Raw genomic sequence first — 20,470 nt, forward strand, 5'->3', positions numbered from 1 at the left:
ACTCGACATGCCCCAAACTCTAACATGCCTTCAATGGCAAGCGGTCTGGACAGATACTTCTTGAATCGGCACGGTGTCATTACGGGCGGGGGCCAGAACAACGTCCCTGGACATCACAGCTAGGCGCCAGGCGGTTACTTCCCACGTGCTCCGGCGCACATGCTACTGCCCACGTGCTACTGCAGCGTGCTCTAGTGCGGTACGCGCTTGACCTCGACGCCACCGAAAGCGACGAAGCCGCGCACAATAATCTTCGGAGCCTGTCCGGCGCCAGGAGCTGGAAGGTGACGTCCCGGCTTTCCAGTAACATCCGTGCCGCCGAAGATGGGCAGCACGTCGACATCAACTTGGTAGTGGTCGGGGACAATGACGTCGACTCCACCGAAGGCGCAGCCAATGTTGACGACAGTGGTTTCCGCGGTCAGGATGGCCTCGCGGAAATCCAAGCCAGTCCCGCCGAAGGCCGCTACCGTGGTGTGCGTGGGAGCGCACGTCCAAGGGCCTCTCTTGTCGGTGCCGCCAAAGATGCCGATGGAGAGCTTCGAACCAGTTGCCGCAGCGGAGCTATCAATCCGAGCTGGCTGATGATTGCTGGCTGCATTTGGTGCCACTGAATGGTGCTCGTCCGGGACGCTGTGTAGGTTCGGGCGCAGGTTAGGGTTTGGGTGCGCATGTGGAGTCGGCTCGGCCAGGTTCGCGGGCAGCGACAAGTCTTGTGTCAATGCGGGCAACTCATCGATGTACGTCGCCTTTTGGGCTTTCTCGGTGCGCTCCTGCAATTCCGCAAAGTCAATCTGGCCATCGCGGAATGCCCATTCCAAGCGTTCCAGCGCAGTGTGGCGGGCTTGGTCGCCAGCGCGTAGCCGTGGGGTGTTGTCAGTCATGATGCTGTCCTATCGAGGCAGTGGCGGGCAGTGGCTTTAACACCCAAATGTTATCTGTACTCGAACTTTCGCGCAGGCCGCTTTCGCGCAAGCCACTTTCTCATGGGCAGACCGTGGCTATTGCCCGACGCAGTTAGCGCACAATCTGCAAGTCGCGAAGGTGTCGGTACATAGTTGTCTTCTCTCGCGGCTTTCGAGACTCGACTCCATCGCGCACATATCGGAAGCCCAGGCCACCAACTTGAACTGCCCGACCCGTCATCGGACGGTGTAGCTCGCGGGCCGGGGCTTCTTTCGCTTTACGACGGCCACCGCGCCCCAATCCGAGTCGGCTCAGCAGGCCTTTGCCGACTCCATCCTCGTTACCGATTTCCGCATCCGGCGCCGGAACTTCGGCCGCAACGATGCCCGGGGCATCGGGGGTAGGTCGAATCTGTAGGCCGGTGGATGTGCCGGAGAACATCTGATGCTCGTCGACATAGACCTCGCCAGTAAACCCGTTTGCTGAGGACACTCCGGTAATTCCCGGCTCTGTCAGTAGGGCGTAACCAACAATTGCGTGGCCGGTGTCATCGCGGATCAGCGGCACTGGCGTCGTCGGGCGTGTGAGCGCGGCCGCCGCATCGAGCCCTTCCCCTCCTTCGATGCCCCAGTTTTTGGCCGCGGTCGAGGGCGCGGTGGGGACATGTGCCACTTCAATCCACAGGAGGTTCTTGCGCATCAGGTAGGTTGCCACGGCAGCCAATGCCGCGTCGGTGCCAACGACCACAATTCGTAACGGCTCGCTCGGCTTTTGCGGAGCGGGTTGAGGAGCGCCTAAGTGGTCGACTTTCTTCTGCTTGGAGATTTCCTCCGGCGTCGGAGCTGTATCGACAGGCAGTACGTCCTTGGCCAGGTCGTCGATGAAAGCCAGCTCCTTGCGGGTGGGGATCATCGCGACGTCGTGAAGCGCATAGGCGGGTGGTGCCGGAGTAGCTGGTGCTGATGGTGTGGACGGTGCTGATGTAGACCATGATTGGCGGAGCAATTGGGAAAACGCGGGTACATCGGGGCCACACTGCAGCACAACAATACGCATAGGACTACACTCTAATGCGTCGTCTGCAATCCCAGGAGTTGAAGTAGGACTATGGCCGCAATCATTATCGTCGGTGCCCAGTGGGGCGACGAGGGCAAGGGCAAAGCAACCGATATTCTCGGTGGCCGCGTCGACTACGTCGTCAAGCCCAACGGTGGCAACAACGCCGGCCACACCGTTGTCGTTGGCGGTGAGAAGTACGAGCTGAAGCTGCTTCCGGCGGGTGTGCTGTCGGAAAACGCTGTGCCGATTATCGGTAACGGCTGTGTGGTCAACCTCGAGGCGCTTTTCGACGAGATTGATGGCCTCGAAGCTCGCGGTGCAAAGGCGTCCCGCCTGCGCGTTTCGGGCAATGCCCACATGGTTGCTCCGTACCACCAGACACTGGATCGCGTGACCGAGCGCTTCCTGGGTAAGCGCGCTATCGGCACTACTGGCCGCGGTATCGGCCCGACGTACGCAGACAAGGTCGGCCGTACGGGCTTGCGTGTCCAGGACATTCTGGATGAGTCGATTCTGCGCCAGAAGATTGAGTCTTCGCTGGCTCAGAAGAACCAGATTCTGGTCAAGCTGTACAACCGCCGCGCCATCGATCCGGATGAGGTCTTTGATTACTTCATGGGCTTCGCCGATCGTCTGCGCCCGATGATTATCGACTCGGAGTTTGAGCTCAATCAGGCTTTGGACGCCGGCAAGCACGTCCTCATGGAGGGCGGCCAGGCCACCATGCTCGATGTCGACCACGGCACCTACCCGTTCGTGACCTCCTCGAACCCAACCGCTGGTGGTGCCTGCGTGGGCACCGGTATCGGCCCGACGAAGATCACTTCGGTGCTGGGCATCATGAAGGCCTACACCACCCGCGTCGGTGCTGGCCCGTTCCCGACGGAGCTGTTCGACAAGTGGGGCGAGTACCTGCAGACCACCGGCGGTGAGGTCGGAGTCAACACCGGCCGTAAGCGCCGCTGTGGTTGGTACGACTCGGTGCTGGCTCGCTACGCCGCGCGCGTCAACGGTTTCACGGATCTGTTCATCACCAAGCTGGATGTCCTGACTGGTATCGGCGAGATTCCGATTTGTGTCGCTTACGACGTTGATGGCGTGCGTCACGACGAAATGCCACTCACCCAGTCGGAGTTCCACCACGCTGTCCCGATTTACGAGACCATGCCTGCGTGGGACGAAGACATCACTGGCTGCCGCACCTTCGATGAGCTGCCGGACAAGGCCAAGGATTACCTGAACCGCCTGGAGGAGCTCTCCGGCGCTCGCATTTCCTACATCGGTGTTGGCCCGGGTCGTGACCAGACCATCGTTGTCCACGATGTGCTGGACAACTAGCGCTGGACACTTAGTCTGGGGACAGTGGCGAACTAGCCGGAAAATAGTCCGGCTTTCGACCCGACTTTATCGAACTGTTAGATAAAAAATCTTCGGTGTCGAAACCGCTGGCTGCTGTAAAAAAGAACATTTGCTAACCACGAGAAGGCTCTGGGAATTGTCAGTTGACACTGGCATCCCAGAGTCATTTTTGTATCGTAGGCCTCACCGCGTGGTCCAACGACAGAAGTCCAAACGACAGAAGGCGTGTGGTTTTCATGCAAAACACAGGACACCGAGTACAACGACTGGCAAGTTCCGCCGTACTTTCCGGCGCGATGATTTTCTCCGCAGTAGGTGGAGCCGTTGCAGCTCCTGCGGCTCAGGCGGAACCGGCCCCAGCACCGGCGCCGGCTCCAGCTCCCGCGAAGGCGGATCGCTGTACCCCGAACCCGGCTGCACCTGAAATCCAAGAGGCCCTGGATAAGGTCAACAGGGAGCGTCCGAACAACCATGATGGGTGGAAGTACACTGGCACCTCCAACTTCAGCCCGTGTAGCGATTTGAGCTTTGCTCTCGCAGATCAGGCCAAGCAGGGAAACGCTCAGTCCTCCACTGTGCTGTTGATGTTCCACAAGGGTGAGTTCATTGGTACGGACTCTGACCGGCCTCAGCACATCAACAAGGTGACGCCGACCCCTGATGGTAAGAACATCTCGGTCATCTACCACGACTGGGAGGCCCAGGAGGCCGCAGGTGCGCCGAACGCTGATGCGGCCAAGTTCACCTCTAATGTTCACTTCTTCTGGAACGGAGATCACGTCGTCCACGAGGGCAAGATTCCCGGCGGCGCGAAGCCTGCTTCCTAAGGACTCCCGAGAATTTTCGAGAGCTTTCGAAAATTCTTGGACACTCCCGGGGTCTCTTGAGTTTTCCCAAGTAAACTCAATTCAGAGTCGGACATGAGAAAGTAATGCTCCGTCGTAGCGCAGTGCTTGAGAAAACTTGAGAGAACAGAAGAGGTTCCAGCCATGAGTGGTCATTCAGTTCGTCGCGGGTCGATGCTGGTTAGCGCGGCGGTCGCAGGTGTAGTGGCTTTGTCCGGTTGCTCCACTGATGAGACCGCAGCACCGACCTCTGCTTCTCAGGTAGATCAAGAAACGACGACCATCACTACGACCACCACTGTCGAGGATGACAGTGAAAGTGCAGATACCCCCAATCCGGATGTCGATGACAACGACTCCGATGGGGGTTCTTCTGCGCCAACTCAGGAAGAGGCTTTCGAAGAAGCGGTTGCCGACCTGAACTCAATGGAAGGTGGCAATGGCAGCGGTTGGACAGTCACGGACGATACGAACTGGGATACCACCAGCGAGTTGACCTTTGCCTCAGCAGTACAGAATGAAATTACGCATTCAACTACCGCTGGTGCAGTGCTGCTGTTTCATAAGGGCGAGTACGTGGGTACCGCCGGTGGTCCGCAGACAATCAACTCGGTCGAAGGCGATGGCAAAACTGTGACCGTTAATTTCTTCGATGTCAATAAAATGATCGAAGACGGCGGTGCCTTCGCCTTTAAAGACCAGTACAACGCTCCCGTTACGTACTCCTGGGATGGGGCAGAGGTCGCTCAAGAAGGCGAGATTCCAAAGGCAGAGGGAAATTAAACGCTCACCCCGCACTCTCTCCAGATGCGAGTGCTGTCAGGCCGTTTTAAAGTAGTGGCGCACCACACAGTTTTCACCCAGATTTCTGTGTTCCGTAAACCTCCGACGGTAGTTTGTCGACACTGTGTTGTCGGTACTATGCCGTCGCTATGAAGTCGCTAATACTACGCCCAAAGAGGAAAATCACCGGCCATGTCTTCTCGCAACTCATCTGACTCCATGTTTGACGAACGGACCAAGCAGAGCGAGCAGCCTCAGAATTCACGCGTCCACGGCACGCGCCGCGCAATCGCGGCCATCGCTATGGGCGCGTTTGCTATTTCTCCTATTGCAGCCTGCAGCAATGATGCAGACAACGACGCGGCATCGTCGTCAAGCAGCGCAAGCGCGGTCAGCACTACGTCGAGCGAAGAGAAGACCTTTGAAAAGCAGCAGGTCGCTGAGCTGAATGCGGCCGCGAATGTGCGGCCGGCTGCGATGGCTAAGCTGCCGGAGGGTTTTGATCTGCAGTCGCACCGTGGTGGTCGCGGTGAGTGGACGGAGGAGTCCAAGCAGGCGATGATCAACTCGTTGGAGCTGGGCGTTACGACGTTGGAGCTGGACATCGTCCTGACGAAGGATGGCGTGCCTATGGTCTGGCACGATCCGGAGATCCAAGACGATAAGTGCTCGGACACCGAGCCAGTGACGGAGGGGGATCCGCAGTACCCGTACGTCGGCAAGCTCGTACATGATCTCACCTATGAGCAGGTACAAACCCTGGTCTGTGACAAGAAGCTCGAGGACTTCCCGGATGCGGAGCCAATCAAGGGCAATAGGATGATGACCCTGCCGGAGCTGTTCGAGCTGACTAAGGACAACCAGGACATCCACTTCAACATTGAGACCAAGATCGAGGGCGAAAAGCGCGCTGACTCGGCAGAACCGCAGGAGTTCGTCGATGTGATTCTCGACGAGATTGACCGCGCGGGTGTGGCTGATCGTGTGATGATTCAATCCTTCGATTGGCGCTCGCTGCCGCTGGTCGCGGAACGGAACCCGGAGATTCCGCTGGTCATGCTGTGGGACGAAACCACCTGGAAGAAGGATTCTCCTTGGATCGGCGATGTCAATTACGACGAGGTCAATGGCGACATCATCGAGGCCGCCAAGCAGCTCGGCGTGCAGGTGCTCTCGCCGACGCACAGCATTCCTTACGGCAAGACACCGTCGGATGCTGACTACCACCCGGTCGCCACGCCGGAGCTAATCTCCCGTGCGCATGAGGCCGGCATGAAGGTGGTGCCATGGACGGTGAACGAAAAGGAGACCATGCGCGAGCAGATTGCCGCTGGTGTCGACGGCATCATCACCGACTACCCGACGCGACTGCGCGAGGTCTTGGCCGAGCTGAATATGCCGCTGCCGGAGCCTGCTCCGGTGGGTGATGCAGCGATGTCGACGAACTAGTAAACCCGGCCAGCACCAGCGGAAACTCGTCTGTATCCCTGTTTTGCCCATGTTTAGCTCTGCGGGCCGAGCGTGTTTCGTGTCACACTTGACCTTATGACGCGTTTGAAAGTGCTTGCCGACGTTGACACGGGTATCGATGACAGTCTTGCTCTCGTCTACCTCGCGGGGTTGCATACCGCAGGCGAGATCGAGCTGGTGGGTGTGACCTGCGCAGGTGGTAACACCACTGCGGCATGGTCTGCCCGTAATACCAAGTACATGCTGAATCTTTGTGGTTGTCCGGAGGTTCCGGTCGTCAGCGGTTTCGAGGGGCCCGCTGACCGTGAGCTGACCACCACGCCTGAGACTCATGGCCCGTACGGGCTGGGCTACAACCTGGCGCCACCGGCCGTCATCTACGAACCGGGGCGCGCAGGAGCGGCGGATCCGCTGGCGCTGTGGCGCCAGGTCATCGAGCAGGCACGGTCGACGGGGGAGAAGGTGCACCTGCTGATCACTGGCCCTATGACCACCTACGTGGCCGCTTTGAAGAAGTACCCGGAACTCATGCGGGAGCTCGACGGCGTGACCATTATGGGTGGTGCTGTGGAGTACCACGGTAACGTTACCGAGTTTGCGGAATGGAACTTCTGGGTTGACCCCACCGCGGTCATCGAGGTCTTCGGCACCGCGGGCGCTGTGGCCGTCGAGCGCCCGGAGGATGCCGTGCGCAGCATCGCCACCGCCGCAGGCGCGCCGGTGCCGACGCTGGTTCCGCTCAATGTCACCGAGACCATCACCATTAGTGATACTGAGATTGAATCCTGGCGAGATGCCGGTATGAACTCGGAGCTGCTGCGTGTTCTGCGCCGCTCGCTGAAGTTCTACTTTGAGTTCCACCAGGGAGTTGGAGTCGGTTACAAGGCGCAGGTTCATGACCTCTTCGCTGCGATGGTGGCCGTCGGTGCGGTGACAGGGGAAGTGGAGAAGATGCGTCTCGTGGGCGTCGATAAGCGAACCTTTGCAGATGAGCCAGCACGCCGCGGCCAGGTGGTGGAGGATTCAGCCGGAGCGGTGGCGAATGTTGTCCTGGCCGCTGACCGTGAGGTGGCGCTGGCTGAGTTTCAGCGGGTGTTCCCGCGCTAGGTTCCCGCCCGTGCCCGCCGCGGTGAATCAGCTCGCTGTCGTATGCTGGAGGCAATCAATTTAACAGCTGCTGGTTGCGCAGCGTATGTGCCGTAGACGAAAGCGAATTTATCTCGATGTTCACCCCTGAAGTCACCGGAACCCCGTACCAGCCGGGAGCAACGCGAGTGCTGCTGCTCGGCTCTGGCGAGCTCGGCAAGGAGGTGACCATTGCTTTCCAGCGTCTTGGCGTTGAGGTGCACGCTGCCGATCGCTACGAGCATGCACCGGCACACCAGGTAGCTCACCACGCCTACGTGTTGAATATGTCGGACCCCAGCGCACTGCGGGACCTGATTCTCCAGGTCAAGCCCCACTTCATCGTCCCTGAGATTGAGGCCCTGGCAACCGAGGTGCTGGCAGAGGTTGAGGAAGATGAGACGCTGGATGTCACCGTTATTCCGACCACACGGGCGACTCAGCTGACCATGAACCGAGAGGGTATTCGCCGCCTGGCTGCGGAAGAGGTCGGGCTGCCGACTTCCCGCTATCACTTCGCCTCCAGCTTTGATGAGTTCACCGCAGCTGTTGATGAGATTGGCTTCCCATGCGTGGTCAAGCCGGTCATGAGTTCCTCGGGCAAGGGACAGTCCACGCTGCGTTCGCCGGAAGATGTCCAGGCCGCGTGGGATTACGCCATGAGTGGCGGTCGCGTCGAGTCCGGTCGCGTCATCGTGGAGGGCTTCGTCGATTTCGACTATGAGATTACGCTGCTGACCGTGCGCTCCGTTGATCCGGAGACCGGCGAGGGGGCAACGTGGTTCTGTGAGCCCATCGGCCACCGTCAGCAGGATGGTGACTACGTTGAGTCCTGGCAACCGGCTGCCATGAGCGAAAACGCCCTGGACAATGCTCGCTCTGTCGCCGCGCGCATCACCAACGCGCTGGGCGGCCGCGGTATCTTCGGCGTCGAGCTGTTCGTCCGAGGCGATGAGGTGTGGTTCTCCGAGGTCAGCCCGCGCCCGCATGACACCGGCATGGTCACCATGGGCACCCAGCGCTTCTCCGAGTTCGAGCTGCACGCGCGTGCCGTGCTGGGGCTGCCTATCGACGTCACGCTGGTGTCCCCGGGAGCCTCCGCTGTCGTCTACGGCGGTGCTGACATCGAGCAGCCGGGCTACACCGGCCTGGCTGAGGCCATGGCTATTCCGGAGACAGACATTCGTATCTTTGGTAAGCCGTTTGCCGGTCCGCGTCGCCGCATGGGTGTTGCTGTTTCGACCGCAGATTCTGTCGACGCTGCTCGTGAGCGTGCATCGGAGGCGGCATCAAAGATTAAGGTCGTCGAACTGGGGTAGTTCGACGACCTAGTGTGCGCTGCTGGTGTTGCTTGGGAAAGGAACGCTGCAGCGCACTTTTTTGTGCGCCTCCGGCAGCGCGTGAGCTATTTGGACTTCTGTACCGGTGGCTCGGCCGACCAGGGGAAGACGATCCAGTCATCGGTGTGCTTCCAGACGTAGTCCGGTGCAATCTCCGAGCGGGACTTGCCGTAGAGCACAGCGGAACGGACTTCAGCGCCGTGCTTCTTGAGCAGGTCGAGCACCAGATGCAGCGTGCGACCGGAGTCAGCCACATCGTCGACGACCAGCAGGCGGCGGTTGGAAATCGATTCGATGTCCAGCAGCGGCTCCAGCAGAACCGGATCCGGCAGGGTCTCCGCCACGTCGGTGTAGAACTCGACGTTGATGGCGTCAGAGAGCTTGACGCCCATGGTGTAGCTGAGTGCGCCTGCTGGCAGCAGGCCACCGCGGGCCACGGCGATAATAATCTCCGGGTCGAAGTCCGAGTCGACAATCTGCTGTGCCAGTTCACGGGAGGCGACGCCGAAGCCTTCCCAGGTCAGAACTTCCTTGACGTCCAGGTTGGATGAGTCTGCATGATAAGCCATGTATTAACTCTAATCCGAAAATCGACTGACGTGCATAATCAACTGTCCGGTTAGACCCGATGCGCTAGCTCGCGACGGTCTCCACAACAGCTTCGTGCACAGCTTCGGCCACGTCATCGGCATCTGGCTGCTTTGCGACGACCGTGGAGGCCGTAACCATGTCAGCCCACTCGACCAGCTTCTTGCGCTCGCGGCCTTCGGCTTCGCCCGCGGCACGCTCGGCGGCGTCGAGTGCGTGCCAGCCCTCCCAGGTGGTGACCTGGAGGCCCTTGTCGGCCAGGAACTCGTCGACGTCGTTATGCGTGGGCTTTGCAGGTGCGGCCAGGCGACCTGCCTCCCAGTCGGCGATGAGGTTGCCGACAGCTTCGTTGGCATCGCCCTTGGTGTTACCGATTAGGCCGACCGGGCCACGGCGAATCCAGCCGGTGGTGTACAGGCCCTGGATGTGGTTGCCGTCGATGTCGTCAAGCACGCGGCCGCCGGCATCTGGGATGGTGTGCGTGCCGGTGTCGAACGGTACGCCGGTGACTGCGTCGGAGCGGTAGCCGACTGCGCGGTAGACCGCACCGACCGGCCATTCGGTGAACTTGCCGGTGCCGCGGACGCCACCCTCGCCGTCGAGTTCGGTGCGTTCGGTGCGGATAGCGCTGACGTGCTGTACTCCATCTTCACCGGTCTCGCCGATGATTTCGACCGGGGACTCGAAGAAGTGGATGAAGAGCTTGTGCGGGGCGCCCTTTGGCTCGCGGATGGCGTAGTTTTCCAGAATCGTACAGACCTGATCGGTGATCTTGGACTCGCGACGGGACGTTTCGGAGGCGGCATCGTACTGGATGTCCTCCGGATTCACGACAACCTCAATGGTGTCAGAGTGGTCCAGTTCCTTCAGCTCCAGTGGAGTGAACTTTGCCTGAGCCGGACCGCGACGGCCAAAGACATGGACTTCGCGGGCGGCATTCTTTGCCAGGCCGTCGTAGACGTTGTCGGCGATTTCGGTGACGTGCAGCTCATCGGCAGTCTTGGCGAGAATACGGGCGACGTCGAGGCCCACGTTACCGACGCCGATCACAGCGACCGACTCAGCAGAGAGGTCCCATTCGCGAGCAAACTCCGGGTGGGAGTCGTAGAAACCTACGAACTCACCGGCGCCGTAGTGCTCCGGCAGGTCCGAGCCCGGGATGTTCAGATCACGGTCGCCGGTCGCGCCAGTGGCGAAGATGATGGCGTCGTAGAACTGGCGCAGTTCATCAACGCTGACCTGCTTGCCGACGTCCACGTTGCCCAGTAGTCGAACCTGCGGCTTGTCCAGCACTCGGTGGAGGGACTTAATGATGCCCTTGATTCGCGGGTGGTCTGGCGCAACACCGTAGCGGATGAGGCCGAACGGCACTGGAAGGCGCTCGTAGAGGTCGATGGCGACATCGCGGCCGGACTTCATCAGCGCGTCGGAGGCGTAGATACCGGCCGGACCCGAGCCAACCACGGCTACACGCAGCGGCGTGGTGGAGTTGGCGAGATCGGGCAGTGAGGAAGCGGCCGTGTTCTGGGCTGCAGTCTGGTCGTTGGTCATTGGGTGGAATCCTTTTTCTACGTTTTCTTTGTCGCGATTGCTTATCGTAGACCAATCGGTCTATGCTTGCTGAAACAGAATATAGACAAACTGGTCTACAAAAAGCAAACACAAAACACCGCAAGAATCACTGCTTTGGCTTGAGAGGGTTTTGCTGCGCATCGCTTCTGCTGAATGAGCTCTGAAAGGGGCTCGTCGTGCGGGCATCGTGGCAACGGCAGGCTCTGGTTGGGTAAGCGGGGAAGGGCTTGTCATGGAAAAACTCATAATCTTCGTGCTAATCGGCCTTGGCGCGCAATTAGTCGACGGCACTCTGGGGATGGCTTTCGGTGTCACCGCTACTTCGCTGTTTATTGTCGCTGGTAGTAGTGCTGCCACTGCGTCGGCGGTGGTTCACGTAGCAGAGGTGGGTACGACACTGGCCTCCGGTATTTCACACTGGCGATTCGGCAATGTCGACTGGCGACGTGCGCTGAGTCTTGGCGTGCCGGGTGCTATCGGTGCCTTTATTGGTGCGACCTTTTTGGCGAATCTCGACGGTGATGCTGCGACGCCTGTGACCTCGACAATCTTGCTTTTCCTCGGTCTGTGGGTGATAATCCGCTTCGCCTTTTTGGCCAATGTTAAGCGCAAGAAGAAGGCCTGGGGGGCGAAGAAGCTCGCTCCGTTGGGGCTCTTTGGTGGCCTGCTTGATTCCACTGGAGGCGGTGGTTGGGGGCCTGTTACCACCTCAACTTTGCTCGGCGCTGAGGCTGACCAGCCGCGCAAGATTATCGGTACTGTCTCTGCGGCGGAATTTCTCGTTGCCTCGGCGGCTGTACTGGGCTTTTTGCCCAAGCTGCGGGAGGAATTCACCCAGCATGCCGCACCGGTAATTGGTTTGTTGTGCGGTGGTGTGATTGCGGCACCCTTGGCTGCGTACCTGGTGGGGCGCATTAATCCGCGGCTGCTTGGGATTGCGATCGGCGGCGTGTTGGTGGGGCTGAATATTCGCACTCTGTTTTCGTCGCTGGTTTCTGGTGGCGTGCTGGCGACAGTGCTGCTTGTGTGGGCTTTTGTTGTCGTCGCGCTGGTGCTGTGGGCGCGTTCGCACGACACTCTTCCGGGTTTGCGTCAGCGGATCCAGCTTGAGCCGACTTCTCAGTCTTCCTCGGCTGATGTGCCTAGTTCTGGATCTCCATCACCCGCTTCGGTTGATGTCGGGGCCGAGGATGCTTCTGAAGGTGTCAAAGTGGGTGCGAAAAACGGTGTCCGCGTGGGCGAAGCGGGGGTCCGCTAGGTATCCGAGCGTGTCCCGGCTTGCACTAGCCAGACTGGTCGGTCTAATGTTGCCTGCAATGCAACGTAGACCAAACGGTCTATAAAGATTAGAAACTAATTCGGTCAACGAGAACAAAACGAAAGTGATTCGGTAGATTCCCCATGAGCTCTCCTACGAAAACCGCCGAGCGTCCAGCTTCCGCAGCGGCTACCCGACGTAAGAAGCGCGCACCGAAGCCACAGGGGCAGTGGCTTATCGACGGCCGCGAGCCACTTAACGACGACGAGCGCATTAAGAAAGAAGATGCTGGCATCGCCGTTAAGCAGCGTGTTATCGACATCTACTCCAAGCAGGGGTTTGACTCCATCCCCGCGGAGGACCTAGCGCCTCGCTTTAAGTGGATTGGCCTCTACACCCAGCGCAAGCAGGGGCTTAGCGGTGAGCACACCGGCGTGAAGACCAACGCCGAGCTGCAGGACAAGTACTTTATGCTCCGCGTCCGCCTCGACGGTGGCCAGACCACCACCGAGGGCATTCGCACCATCGGCGAGATTTCCCGCGACTTCGCCCGCGACACTGCGGACTTCTCCGACCGCCAGAACGTCCAGCTGCACTGGATTCGCGTCGAAGATATGCCGGAGATCTGGGACCGCCTTGAGCGAGTTGGTCTCGACACCAACTTTGGCTGCGGCGACGTTCCCCGCGTTATTCTAGGCAGCCCGGTTGCCGGTGTTGCGGCCGATGAAATTGTCGACGGCACCAACGCCATCCGCCGCATCAAGGAGGAGTACCTCTCCGGCGACGAGTTCTCCAACCTACCGCGTAAGTTTAAGTCGGCAGTTTCCGGTTCCCCGCGTCTCGATGTCACCCACGAGGTCCAGGACGTTGCCTTCGTCGGTGTCAATCATCCAGAGCACGGCCCCGGTTTCGACGTTTGGGTCGGTGGTGGTCTCTCCACCAACCCGATGCTCGCCCAGCGTCTCGGCGCCTGGATCCCAGAGGACGAGGTTCCCGAGGTATGGGCGGGCGTGTGCCGCATCTTCCGGGACTACGGCTACCGTCGCCTGCGCAATCGTGCGCGTCTGAAGTTCCTCGTTGCCGAATGGGGCGCGGAGAAGTTCCGCCAGGTACTCGAAGACGACTACCTCAACCGCAAGCTTATCGACGGCCCCGCACCCGAACCTTTCGAGGGCGACCGTGACCACATCGGCGTGCACAAGCAGGCCGACGGTCTCAACTACGTCGGTGTTAAGCCCGCTGTTGGCCGTGTTCCGGGCTCTGACCTGGTCAAACTCGCCGACATCGCCGAGCGCCACGGTGTTTCCCGCGTCCGCACCACCGTGATGAAGGAGCTCATTCTCCTCGACGTCGCCGACGACCAGGTCGACTCCCTGCTCGCAGAACTCGACGAAATTGGCCTGTCTGCCAAGCCCTCAGCTTTCCGACGGGGCATCCTGGCCTGCACCGGCCTAGAGTTCTGCAAGCTCGCACTTGTCACCACGCGCCAGCGCGCAATTGATTTGGTGGGCGACTTGGAGGAACGCCTCGGTGACCTCGACGTCCCAATCACCATTGCGCTCAATGGCTGCCCGAATGCCTGCGCCCGCACGCAGATTGCCGACATCGGACTCAAGGGGCAGATTGTCACCGACGACGAGGGCAACCGTGTCGAGGGTTTCCAGGTTCACCTCGGTGGTTCGCTGGGGCTCGATGCCAACTTCGGCCGCAAGGTTCGCGGACACAAGGTCACCTCGGCAGAACTGGGTGACTACATCGAGCGCGTCGTCAATCACTTCAAGGAGCAGCGCCACGAGGGTGAACAGTTCCGCGAGTGGATTGTCCGTGCTGATGAGGAGGACCTGAAGTGAGTGAATCTCCCAATGGGGTTCGGCCGCAGGGGCCGTCGTTAAGCGAAAAAGACGAGACGCCAGCGCGACTGGGGATCGGTGGCCGAAGCGCACACCCCAATCCGAACCGGGGTGCGGTGATGCATTGCCCTTACTGCGGCGGTGATGATCTGTGGCCCGACCTGGAAACCGATTACGCCTGGCAATGTCGCGAATGCTGCCGGGTATTCACAGTGAAACTGCACGGACATATCGATAGAAAGGTGGCGTCATGAGCACGGGACTGAAAACCGCTGAGGTCATTAAGACTCAGGAGGCGCTCGCGCGTGAAGACGCGCTGGACAACCCGGAAACTGCTCGCCGTCTGATTGAGCTCGCACTGGAGTGGGGCTCCAAGCTGGAGACCGCCACTGCTGGGGAAGTACTGGAATGGGGTGCGGAGCACCTGCACACGCCACTGGCCGTGACCCTGTCGATGCAGGACACAGTGTTGGCGGAACTGGCTGCTCGGCACGCGCCGGAGGCAGATCTGATTTTCCTGGATACCGGTTACCACTTCCCGGAGACCCTCGACGTGGCAGAGCAGGTCGCACAGCGTTACGACAACCGACTGCTGTCGATTGAGCCGAAGCGCACCCGCGCCGAGCAGGACGCCGAAGAGGGCGTCGATCTGTACAAGACCGACCCGACGCGATGCTGCGCATTGCGGAAGGTCGAGCCGCTGTCTGCCGTGAAGCGCCCCTACGAGGGCTGGGTCACAGGTCTGAAGCGCGTCGACGCGCCGACCCGCGCACACACGCCGGTACTGGAGATCGACAAGACTGGTCGCATCAAGCTCAACCCGTTGGCCACCTGGACAGATGAGGATGTTGCCCAGTACATCGAGGACAACGACCTCATTGTGCATCCGCTGACGCAACAGGGGTTCCCGTCGATTGGCTGCGCGACATGCACCGCGCGAGTGGCAGAGGGCGCGGATCCGCGCTCGGGTCGCTGGGCGGGCTCCGAGAAGACTGAGTGCGGATTGCACCTCTAGTTCGAGCGGCTAGCAGACAGCTACTTGCCGCCAGCCACTAGCCGCCCGCCGATAACCGATATCAGCTAAAACAGCGCAGTTACAACAGCCAACACAGCCCCAACAGAAAGAACCCCCATGACTAGCTCAACCACCGTTTCCGTACAAAACCGCCTCGACCCGCGGCTTGCCGAGCTGGAAGCCGAGGCCATCGACATTATTCGCCAGACCGCCGGTCAGTTCGAGCGTCCGGCACTACTTTTCTCCGGCGGAAAGGATTCCGTCGTCGTGCTCGAGCTGGCCAAGCGCGCCTTCGCACCGGCGGGTATCCCGCTGGAGCTGCTCCACGTCGACACCGGCCACAACTTCCCCGAAGTTATTGAATTCCGCGACAAGATTGCCGCTCAGCCGGGCATCAAGCTGCACGTAGCCAAGGTCCAAGACTGGATCGACAGCGGCGTGCTCACCGAGCGTGCCGACGGCACCCGCAACCCCTTGCAGACCGTGCCGCTGGTGGAGACCATTGCCAACCGCGGTTACGATGCCGTTCTCGGTGGCGCCCGCCGCGATGAGGAGAAGGCCCGCGCAAAGGAGCGCGTGTTCTCCGTCCGCGACTCCTTCGGCGGTTGGGATCCACGCCGTCAGCGCCCTGAGCTGTGGGGCCTCTACAACGGTCGCCACGCCGCCGGAGAGAACGTTCGCGTTTTCCCGATCTCGAACTGGACCGAGGCCGACGTCTGGGCCTATATCGAAGCCCGTGACATCGAACTGCCTCCCATCTACTTCGCCCACGAGCGTGAGGTGTTCAACCGCGGCGGTATGTGGTTGGCGCCGGGCGAGTGGGGTGGCCCCCGCGACGGCGAGACCCTCGAGGTTCGCACTGTCCGCTACCGCACTGTCGGTGACATGAGCTGCACCGGCGCTGTCGAATCGACTGCCACCACTATTGCGGAGGTCATGGAGGAACTTCGCACATCCAAGCTCACCGAGCGCGGCGCTACCCGCGCAGATGACAAGTTGTCCGAATCCTCCATGGAAGACCGCAAGAAGGAAGGTTACTTCTGATGAGCCAGCCAAATTCCCCAGCTACCCTGATTACCGCTGACCGCGCCACTCGCGCTCGTCGCACTCTTCGCCTGTGCACCGCTGGCTCCGTCGACGACGGTAAGTCCACCTTCGTCGGTCGCCTGCTGCACGACACGAAGAACATCCTCGCTGACCAGTACGAGGCCGTCGTCGCCTCCTCACAGGCGCGCGGTCAGGAAAACCCTGACCTGTCGCTGCTGGTCGACGGTCTGCGGGCCGAGCGCGAGCAGGGCATCACCATCGACGTCGCCTACCGCTACTTCGCCACCGACGTCCGCTCGTTCATCCTCGCCGACTGCCCTGGTCACGAGCAGTACACCCGAAACACCATCACTGGTATGTCCACCGCCGAGGCCGTCGTTTTGCTTATCGACGCGCGCAACGGCGTCGTGACGCAGACCAAGCGTCACGCAACGGTGGCCGGTCTGCTGGGCGTTCGCCACGTAATCTTTGCTGTCAACAAGATTGACTTGCTGGACTACAGCGAAGAGGCCTTCCGCAAGATTGAGTCGGATGTGGCAGCACTAGCAGAGCGCCTGGGTCTGCAGAACACCTTCGTTGTTCCAGTGTCGGCTCTGGTCGGCGACAACATTGTCGATTCTTCTGAGCACACTCCGTGGTACGAGGGTCCGACCGTGCTGGAGCTGCTGGAAAACCTCAACATCGGTGCCGACCTGGAAACCGATGCCGAGGCTGACCTGCGCCTGCCCATCGACTATGTCATTCGCGATCACGCCACTGAATACCGTGGTTACGCCGGCCGTATCGCCGCAGGTAGCGTGCGTGTGGGCGATGTTGTCTCCGTAGACGCCAACCGTCAGGCTACGGTCACGAAGATCACTGTGGCAGCTGAGGATGTCACTGAGGCCGTGGCCGGCCAGTCGGCGGCCATCAGCCTGGATGCCGAGTTCGACCTCGCCCGTGGCGACCTCATCAGTGGCACGCGCCCGGAAGACGTGCGCCGTTTCTCCGCCGTGGCCGTCCACCTTGCAGACAAGCCGTTGGCAGTCGGTCGCGTCGTAGAGGTGCGCTACGGTGCCGCGCTGGTGCGTGGTCGTATCGCTTCCGTCGATGCGCTCATCGACATCGAAACCGGTGAGCCCACCGGTGTAGCTGATCAGCTTGCAGTCAACGACGTCGCTGAGATCACCGTCGAGGTCGCACAGCCGCTGCCGGTCGATGTCTACCGCGTCGGTGGTCGTGTCGGTGCGTTCCTGCTCATCGAGCCGGGCACCGGTGACACCCTCACCGCAGGCCTCGTGCGTGGCGCTGCCCAGTAGAGCTGCCAGGTAGAGAAACCAGAAAGCACAGCTAGCGAGCCTGAGGAGACCATCGATGACCGCACTGATTCTGCTTGCGCACGGTTCTCGGCACTCAGAGACCAAACCGGTGCTCGAAGACGTGGTCGCGCTCGTGCGCGAGAAGATGCCGCTCACCCGTCTGGATGCGCCCTCTCAGATTCGCCTCGCCTGGCTGGACCTCGACGAGCCCTCACTGGATACCGTCTGTGCCGAGCTCGCCGCTGCCGGCGAGACTCAGGCACTGGCCGTACCGCTGCTGTTCACCGATGCGTTCCACTCGCGAGTCGACGTTCCCGAGCAGGTTCGACTCTGCGATCGGCATGGTGTTGACATCACAGTGGCTGAAGGACTCGGGCTTGGCGACGGCACGAAGCGCGCCGTCGTAAAGCGAATCATCGAAGCGGCGGAGAATGCATCTTTTTCCTGGCCGGTCGATGCGCTGGTGATGGGGGTCGGCTCCTCTGATGAGGATGCCAATGCGGCGGTGCACCAGTTTGCGGCAAACCTTGGCGGGATGCTGCCGGGACATGTGAGCGCGGCATTCGTGGTCGGTCCTGAGAAAACCAAGGGAGCCGATGCTGTGGCCGCGGCGCAGGAGCGCGCGGCCAAGCGCGGACGCGGACTCGTAGTGGTGCCGCTGTTTACCGCGCCGGGCCTATTGTGGGATCGAGTCATCGATGCAGGCGCTGCCGACGGTGCTGGTCAGGTGGCTTTTGGTGAGCCATTGGCCGAGCTGTTGGCGCCGATTGTGTGCTGCCGCTGGGACTCGCGCGCCGCGTACACGGACGTGAAGGTAGTGGCGTAGCCGACGCTTTTTATCCGTCCTAGTTACTCGCCGTTACTCGCCCTTGGAGTGGGTGACCATCTCATCCCACTCGACGTACTTCTTGCGTTCGCGACCCTCGGCCTCGCCGGCGGTGCGTTCGGCAGCATCGAGCTTGTGCCAACCTTCCCAGTCCAGGTAGTCGATACCCTTGGACTCCAGCAGCTCGTTGACAGCGGACAACTCCGGCTTCGACGGGTTGAATTTCTTGCCCTCAGCGGCATCGGCCAGCAGATTGGCTACGGCCTCGTTGGCATCGCCCTTGGTATTACCAATCAGGCCGACCGGTCCGCGGCGAACCCAACCGGTGGTGTAGAGGCCAGTGATGGCCTCGGCTGCTTCATCCTCGGTGTTGTCGGATTCGATGACTCGACCACCGACGTTGGAAATGACATTCTTCACGTTGTCGAACGGGATACCCGGCAGTGCATCAGAGCGGTAGCCCACGGCGGAGTAGACAGCGCCGACCTTCCAGTCGGTAGCCTCGCCGGTCGGCCGCAGTCCGCCAGCGCCGTCATATTCCATGCGCTGGGTGCGCAAGCCGACCACATGCTGCTCGCCGTCGGCGCCCTCCTCGCTGAGGATTTCCACTGGCGACTCGAAGAAGTGAATGTAGAGCTTGTGCGGTGCGTTTTTTGGTTCGCGGATGGCGTAGTTCTCCAGGATGGTGCAGACCTGGTCAGTGATCTTGGAGTTGCGACGCATAATCTCGGACGCGGAGTCGTAGTCAATATCGCGCGGATCGACAACGACCTCGACGTTTGGTGAGTAGTCCAGTTCCTTGAGTTCCAGCGGAGTGAACTTTGCCTGTGCCGGGCCACGTCGACCGAAGACGTGGACTTCCTTGGCCTTATTGGTCTTCAGAACCTCGTAGACATTGTCCGGAATCTCTGTGACGTGCAGTTCCTCGCCGGTCTTCGCCAGGATTCGAGAGACATCCAGCGCGACGTTGCCGACTCCGACGACGGCCACGGACTCCGCCGAGAGGTCCCAGGTGCGCTCAAACAGTGGGTTGCCGTCGTAGAAGCCCACGAACTCGCCTGCGCCGAAGTGCTCCGGCAGGTCCGCTCCCGGCGTTGGCAGTGCGCGGTCGCCGACGGCACCGGTGGCGAAGATGACGGCGTCGTAATGCTCCTTTAATTCGTCGAGTGTGATGTCCTTGCCGAACTCAACGTTGGAAAATAGGCGCAGCTCCGGCTTTTCCATCACGCGGTGCAAGGCCATGATGATGCCTTTGATGCGTGGGTGGTCGGGGGCGACGCCGTAGCGGATTAGACCGAATGGAGCCGGCATCTTTTCAAACAGATCGACTTCCACGTCAGTACTGGATTTCATCAGTGCATCGGAAGCATAAACACCGGCCGGGCCAGAGCCAATTACGGCAACGCGGAGCGGGCGATTCATGAAGTGTGTCCTTCTTTCTCTAATGCTTTACGACGGCCACGAGGCCGCGGCATAAGTAGCTGCCAGCGGTGACCTCGTGGGGAAAGGAGTTATTGGTGAGCTATCGGTTTATTCGACATTCCCAATGGTAGCGCCCCCAATCGTAGCGATAACTTACGAAAAATCGAGAGGCGAGCATCACATCATCGGTGAGATGCTTTTGAAGGCATACAAAACTAAATGTGACCTTAGTCACGTCTAATGTGGGAATTTGGGCTAGTTCACTAGAAAAACCGCATAAAAGCCGCGATTATGCGGGAAAATTGTTGGAAACTGTGGGGAAAAGTGTGGCTACCAGGGGTAACCAAAGAGGTTTGAGTCCGCCGTGAGATGTAAGGTGACTCACAATAAGATGAAAATAATGATTTGGGACTCAGCGGGATTAGATTCAGCAGGATTAGAAGCTCAGCATGGTCTTGAGCCTCCGGCAGTCCAACGGCTCGAGCCAAGTCAACGTTTAAATAAGTCAACGATTAAGCGCAGTGCGAGAAAGGAACGTCGGTGAGCGATAAGAACGCCCAAGCGTCCACCAACAACTCCGCAGTCCTGATTACTTCAGTGGACCGCGCAGACAATCTGCAAGATGTCATTACGGCATTGTCTGAGGCACTGGGTGGGGCACGTTGCCTCCACACTGTCGGTGGGGCGCACGGCGCCACCGTGGATCA

At 60.3% G+C, this 20,470-nt stretch carries 17 protein-coding genes; 12 read left to right on the top strand and 5 right to left on the bottom strand.

All coding sequences use genetic code 11. From position 1 onward, the window contains the following. Positions 1-191: 191 nt before the first annotated feature. Together HMPREF2857_RS01080 and HMPREF2857_RS01085 are read right to left on the bottom strand one after the other, a co-directional pair. Entirely contained in the window at positions 192-884 is a 693-nt protein-coding gene (locus HMPREF2857_RS01080) for a DUF1707 SHOCT-like domain-containing protein (RefSeq protein WP_070439015.1), read from the bottom strand. 133 nt (positions 885-1,017) lie between these two features. Further along, a complete protein-coding gene (locus HMPREF2857_RS01085; RefSeq protein WP_246819569.1) occupies positions 1,018-1,962 on the bottom strand; it encodes a hypothetical protein in 945 nt (314 codons plus the stop codon). A gap of 51 nt (positions 1,963-2,013) precedes the next feature. Between HMPREF2857_RS01085 and HMPREF2857_RS01090 the strand changes: the two genes are divergently transcribed. The 6 genes from HMPREF2857_RS01090 (at position 2,014) to purT (ending at position 8,866) form a co-directional block, all read left to right on the top strand. Beyond that, positions 2,014-3,303 carry an adenylosuccinate synthase gene (locus HMPREF2857_RS01090; RefSeq protein ID WP_016421542.1) on the top strand — a complete coding sequence of 430 codons (1,290 nt, stop codon included), beginning with the start codon at positions 2,014-2,016 and terminating at the stop codon, positions 3,301-3,303. Between the two features lie 257 nt (positions 3,304-3,560). After that, positions 3,561-4,151 (top strand): LppP/LprE family lipoprotein, encoded by a 591-nt coding sequence (locus tag HMPREF2857_RS01095; protein ID WP_070642362.1) that lies wholly within the window; start codon positions 3,561-3,563, stop codon positions 4,149-4,151. Positions 4,152-4,313: 162 nt separating this feature from the next. Then, positions 4,314-4,952 carry an LppP/LprE family lipoprotein gene (locus HMPREF2857_RS01100; RefSeq protein WP_070642262.1) on the top strand — a complete coding sequence of 213 codons (639 nt, stop codon included), beginning with the start codon at positions 4,314-4,316 and terminating at the stop codon, positions 4,950-4,952. Positions 4,953-5,144: 192 nt separating this feature from the next. Continuing rightward, positions 5,145-6,401: a glycerophosphodiester phosphodiesterase family protein gene (locus tag HMPREF2857_RS01105; RefSeq protein ID WP_049169869.1), complete on the top strand. Its 1,257-nt coding sequence runs from the start codon at positions 5,145-5,147 to the stop codon at positions 6,399-6,401. A 96-nt stretch (positions 6,402-6,497) separates the two neighbouring features. Continuing rightward, positions 6,498-7,529: a nucleoside hydrolase gene (locus tag HMPREF2857_RS01110; RefSeq protein WP_070642368.1), complete on the top strand. Its 1,032-nt coding sequence runs from the start codon at positions 6,498-6,500 to the stop codon at positions 7,527-7,529. A 116-nt stretch (positions 7,530-7,645) separates the two neighbouring features. Beyond that, entirely contained in the window at positions 7,646-8,866 is a 1,221-nt protein-coding gene (purT, locus tag HMPREF2857_RS01115; RefSeq protein ID WP_070642264.1) for a formate-dependent phosphoribosylglycinamide formyltransferase, read from the top strand. Between the two features lie 86 nt (positions 8,867-8,952). Here the strand turns inward: purT and HMPREF2857_RS01120 are convergent, their stop codons facing one another. Together HMPREF2857_RS01120 and HMPREF2857_RS01125 are read right to left on the bottom strand one after the other, a co-directional pair. Then, positions 8,953-9,456 carry a phosphoribosyltransferase gene (locus HMPREF2857_RS01120; protein WP_048734520.1) on the bottom strand — a complete coding sequence of 168 codons (504 nt, stop codon included), beginning with the start codon at positions 9,454-9,456 and terminating at the stop codon, positions 8,953-8,955. A gap of 64 nt (positions 9,457-9,520) precedes the next feature. Beyond that, positions 9,521-11,026, bottom strand: a complete 1,506-nt coding sequence (locus HMPREF2857_RS01125) for an FAD-dependent oxidoreductase (RefSeq protein WP_069358961.1) — start codon at positions 11,024-11,026, stop codon at positions 9,521-9,523. 253 nt (positions 11,027-11,279) lie between these two features. On the opposite strand from HMPREF2857_RS01125, the gene HMPREF2857_RS01130 reads away from it, so the two are divergent. The 6 genes from HMPREF2857_RS01130 (at position 11,280) to HMPREF2857_RS01155 (ending at position 18,341) form a co-directional block, all read left to right on the top strand. Further along, complete coding sequence (locus HMPREF2857_RS01130; RefSeq protein ID WP_070642267.1) at positions 11,280-12,305, top strand: sulfite exporter TauE/SafE family protein; 1,026 nt, start codon at positions 11,280-11,282, stop codon at positions 12,303-12,305. 143 nt (positions 12,306-12,448) lie between these two features. After that, positions 12,449-14,155, top strand: coding sequence for a nitrite/sulfite reductase (locus HMPREF2857_RS01135; protein WP_016421533.1), 1,707 nt, complete (start codon positions 12,449-12,451; stop codon positions 14,153-14,155). A 250-nt stretch (positions 14,156-14,405) separates the two neighbouring features. Next, positions 14,406-15,170: a phosphoadenylyl-sulfate reductase gene (locus HMPREF2857_RS01140; RefSeq protein WP_048734528.1), complete on the top strand. Its 765-nt coding sequence runs from the start codon at positions 14,406-14,408 to the stop codon at positions 15,168-15,170. Between the two features lie 117 nt (positions 15,171-15,287). Further along, positions 15,288-16,214 carry a sulfate adenylyltransferase subunit CysD gene (gene cysD, locus HMPREF2857_RS01145; RefSeq protein WP_049189477.1) on the top strand — a complete coding sequence of 309 codons (927 nt, stop codon included), beginning with the start codon at positions 15,288-15,290 and terminating at the stop codon, positions 16,212-16,214. Next, the gene (locus HMPREF2857_RS01150; RefSeq protein WP_070566331.1) at positions 16,214-17,515 is read left to right on the top strand and encodes a sulfate adenylyltransferase subunit 1; all 1,302 of its coding nucleotides are present in this window, start codon (positions 16,214-16,216) and stop codon (positions 17,513-17,515) included. The genes cysD and HMPREF2857_RS01150 overlap by 1 nt, the downstream gene beginning before the upstream one ends. Positions 17,516-17,570: 55 nt before the next feature. Further along, positions 17,571-18,341 (top strand): sirohydrochlorin chelatase, encoded by a 771-nt coding sequence (locus HMPREF2857_RS01155; protein ID WP_070642268.1) that lies wholly within the window; start codon positions 17,571-17,573, stop codon positions 18,339-18,341. A gap of 33 nt (positions 18,342-18,374) precedes the next feature. Here the strand turns inward: HMPREF2857_RS01155 and HMPREF2857_RS01160 are convergent, their stop codons facing one another. Then, positions 18,375-19,763, bottom strand: a complete 1,389-nt coding sequence (locus HMPREF2857_RS01160; protein WP_070642271.1) for an FAD-dependent oxidoreductase — start codon at positions 19,761-19,763, stop codon at positions 18,375-18,377. Positions 19,764-20,470: the final 707 nt, after the last annotated feature.

This window comes from Corynebacterium sp. HMSC076C10, assembly GCF_001812455.1.
GTDB classification, from domain to species: Bacteria; Actinomycetota; Actinomycetes; order Mycobacteriales; family Mycobacteriaceae; genus Corynebacterium; species Corynebacterium jeikeium_D.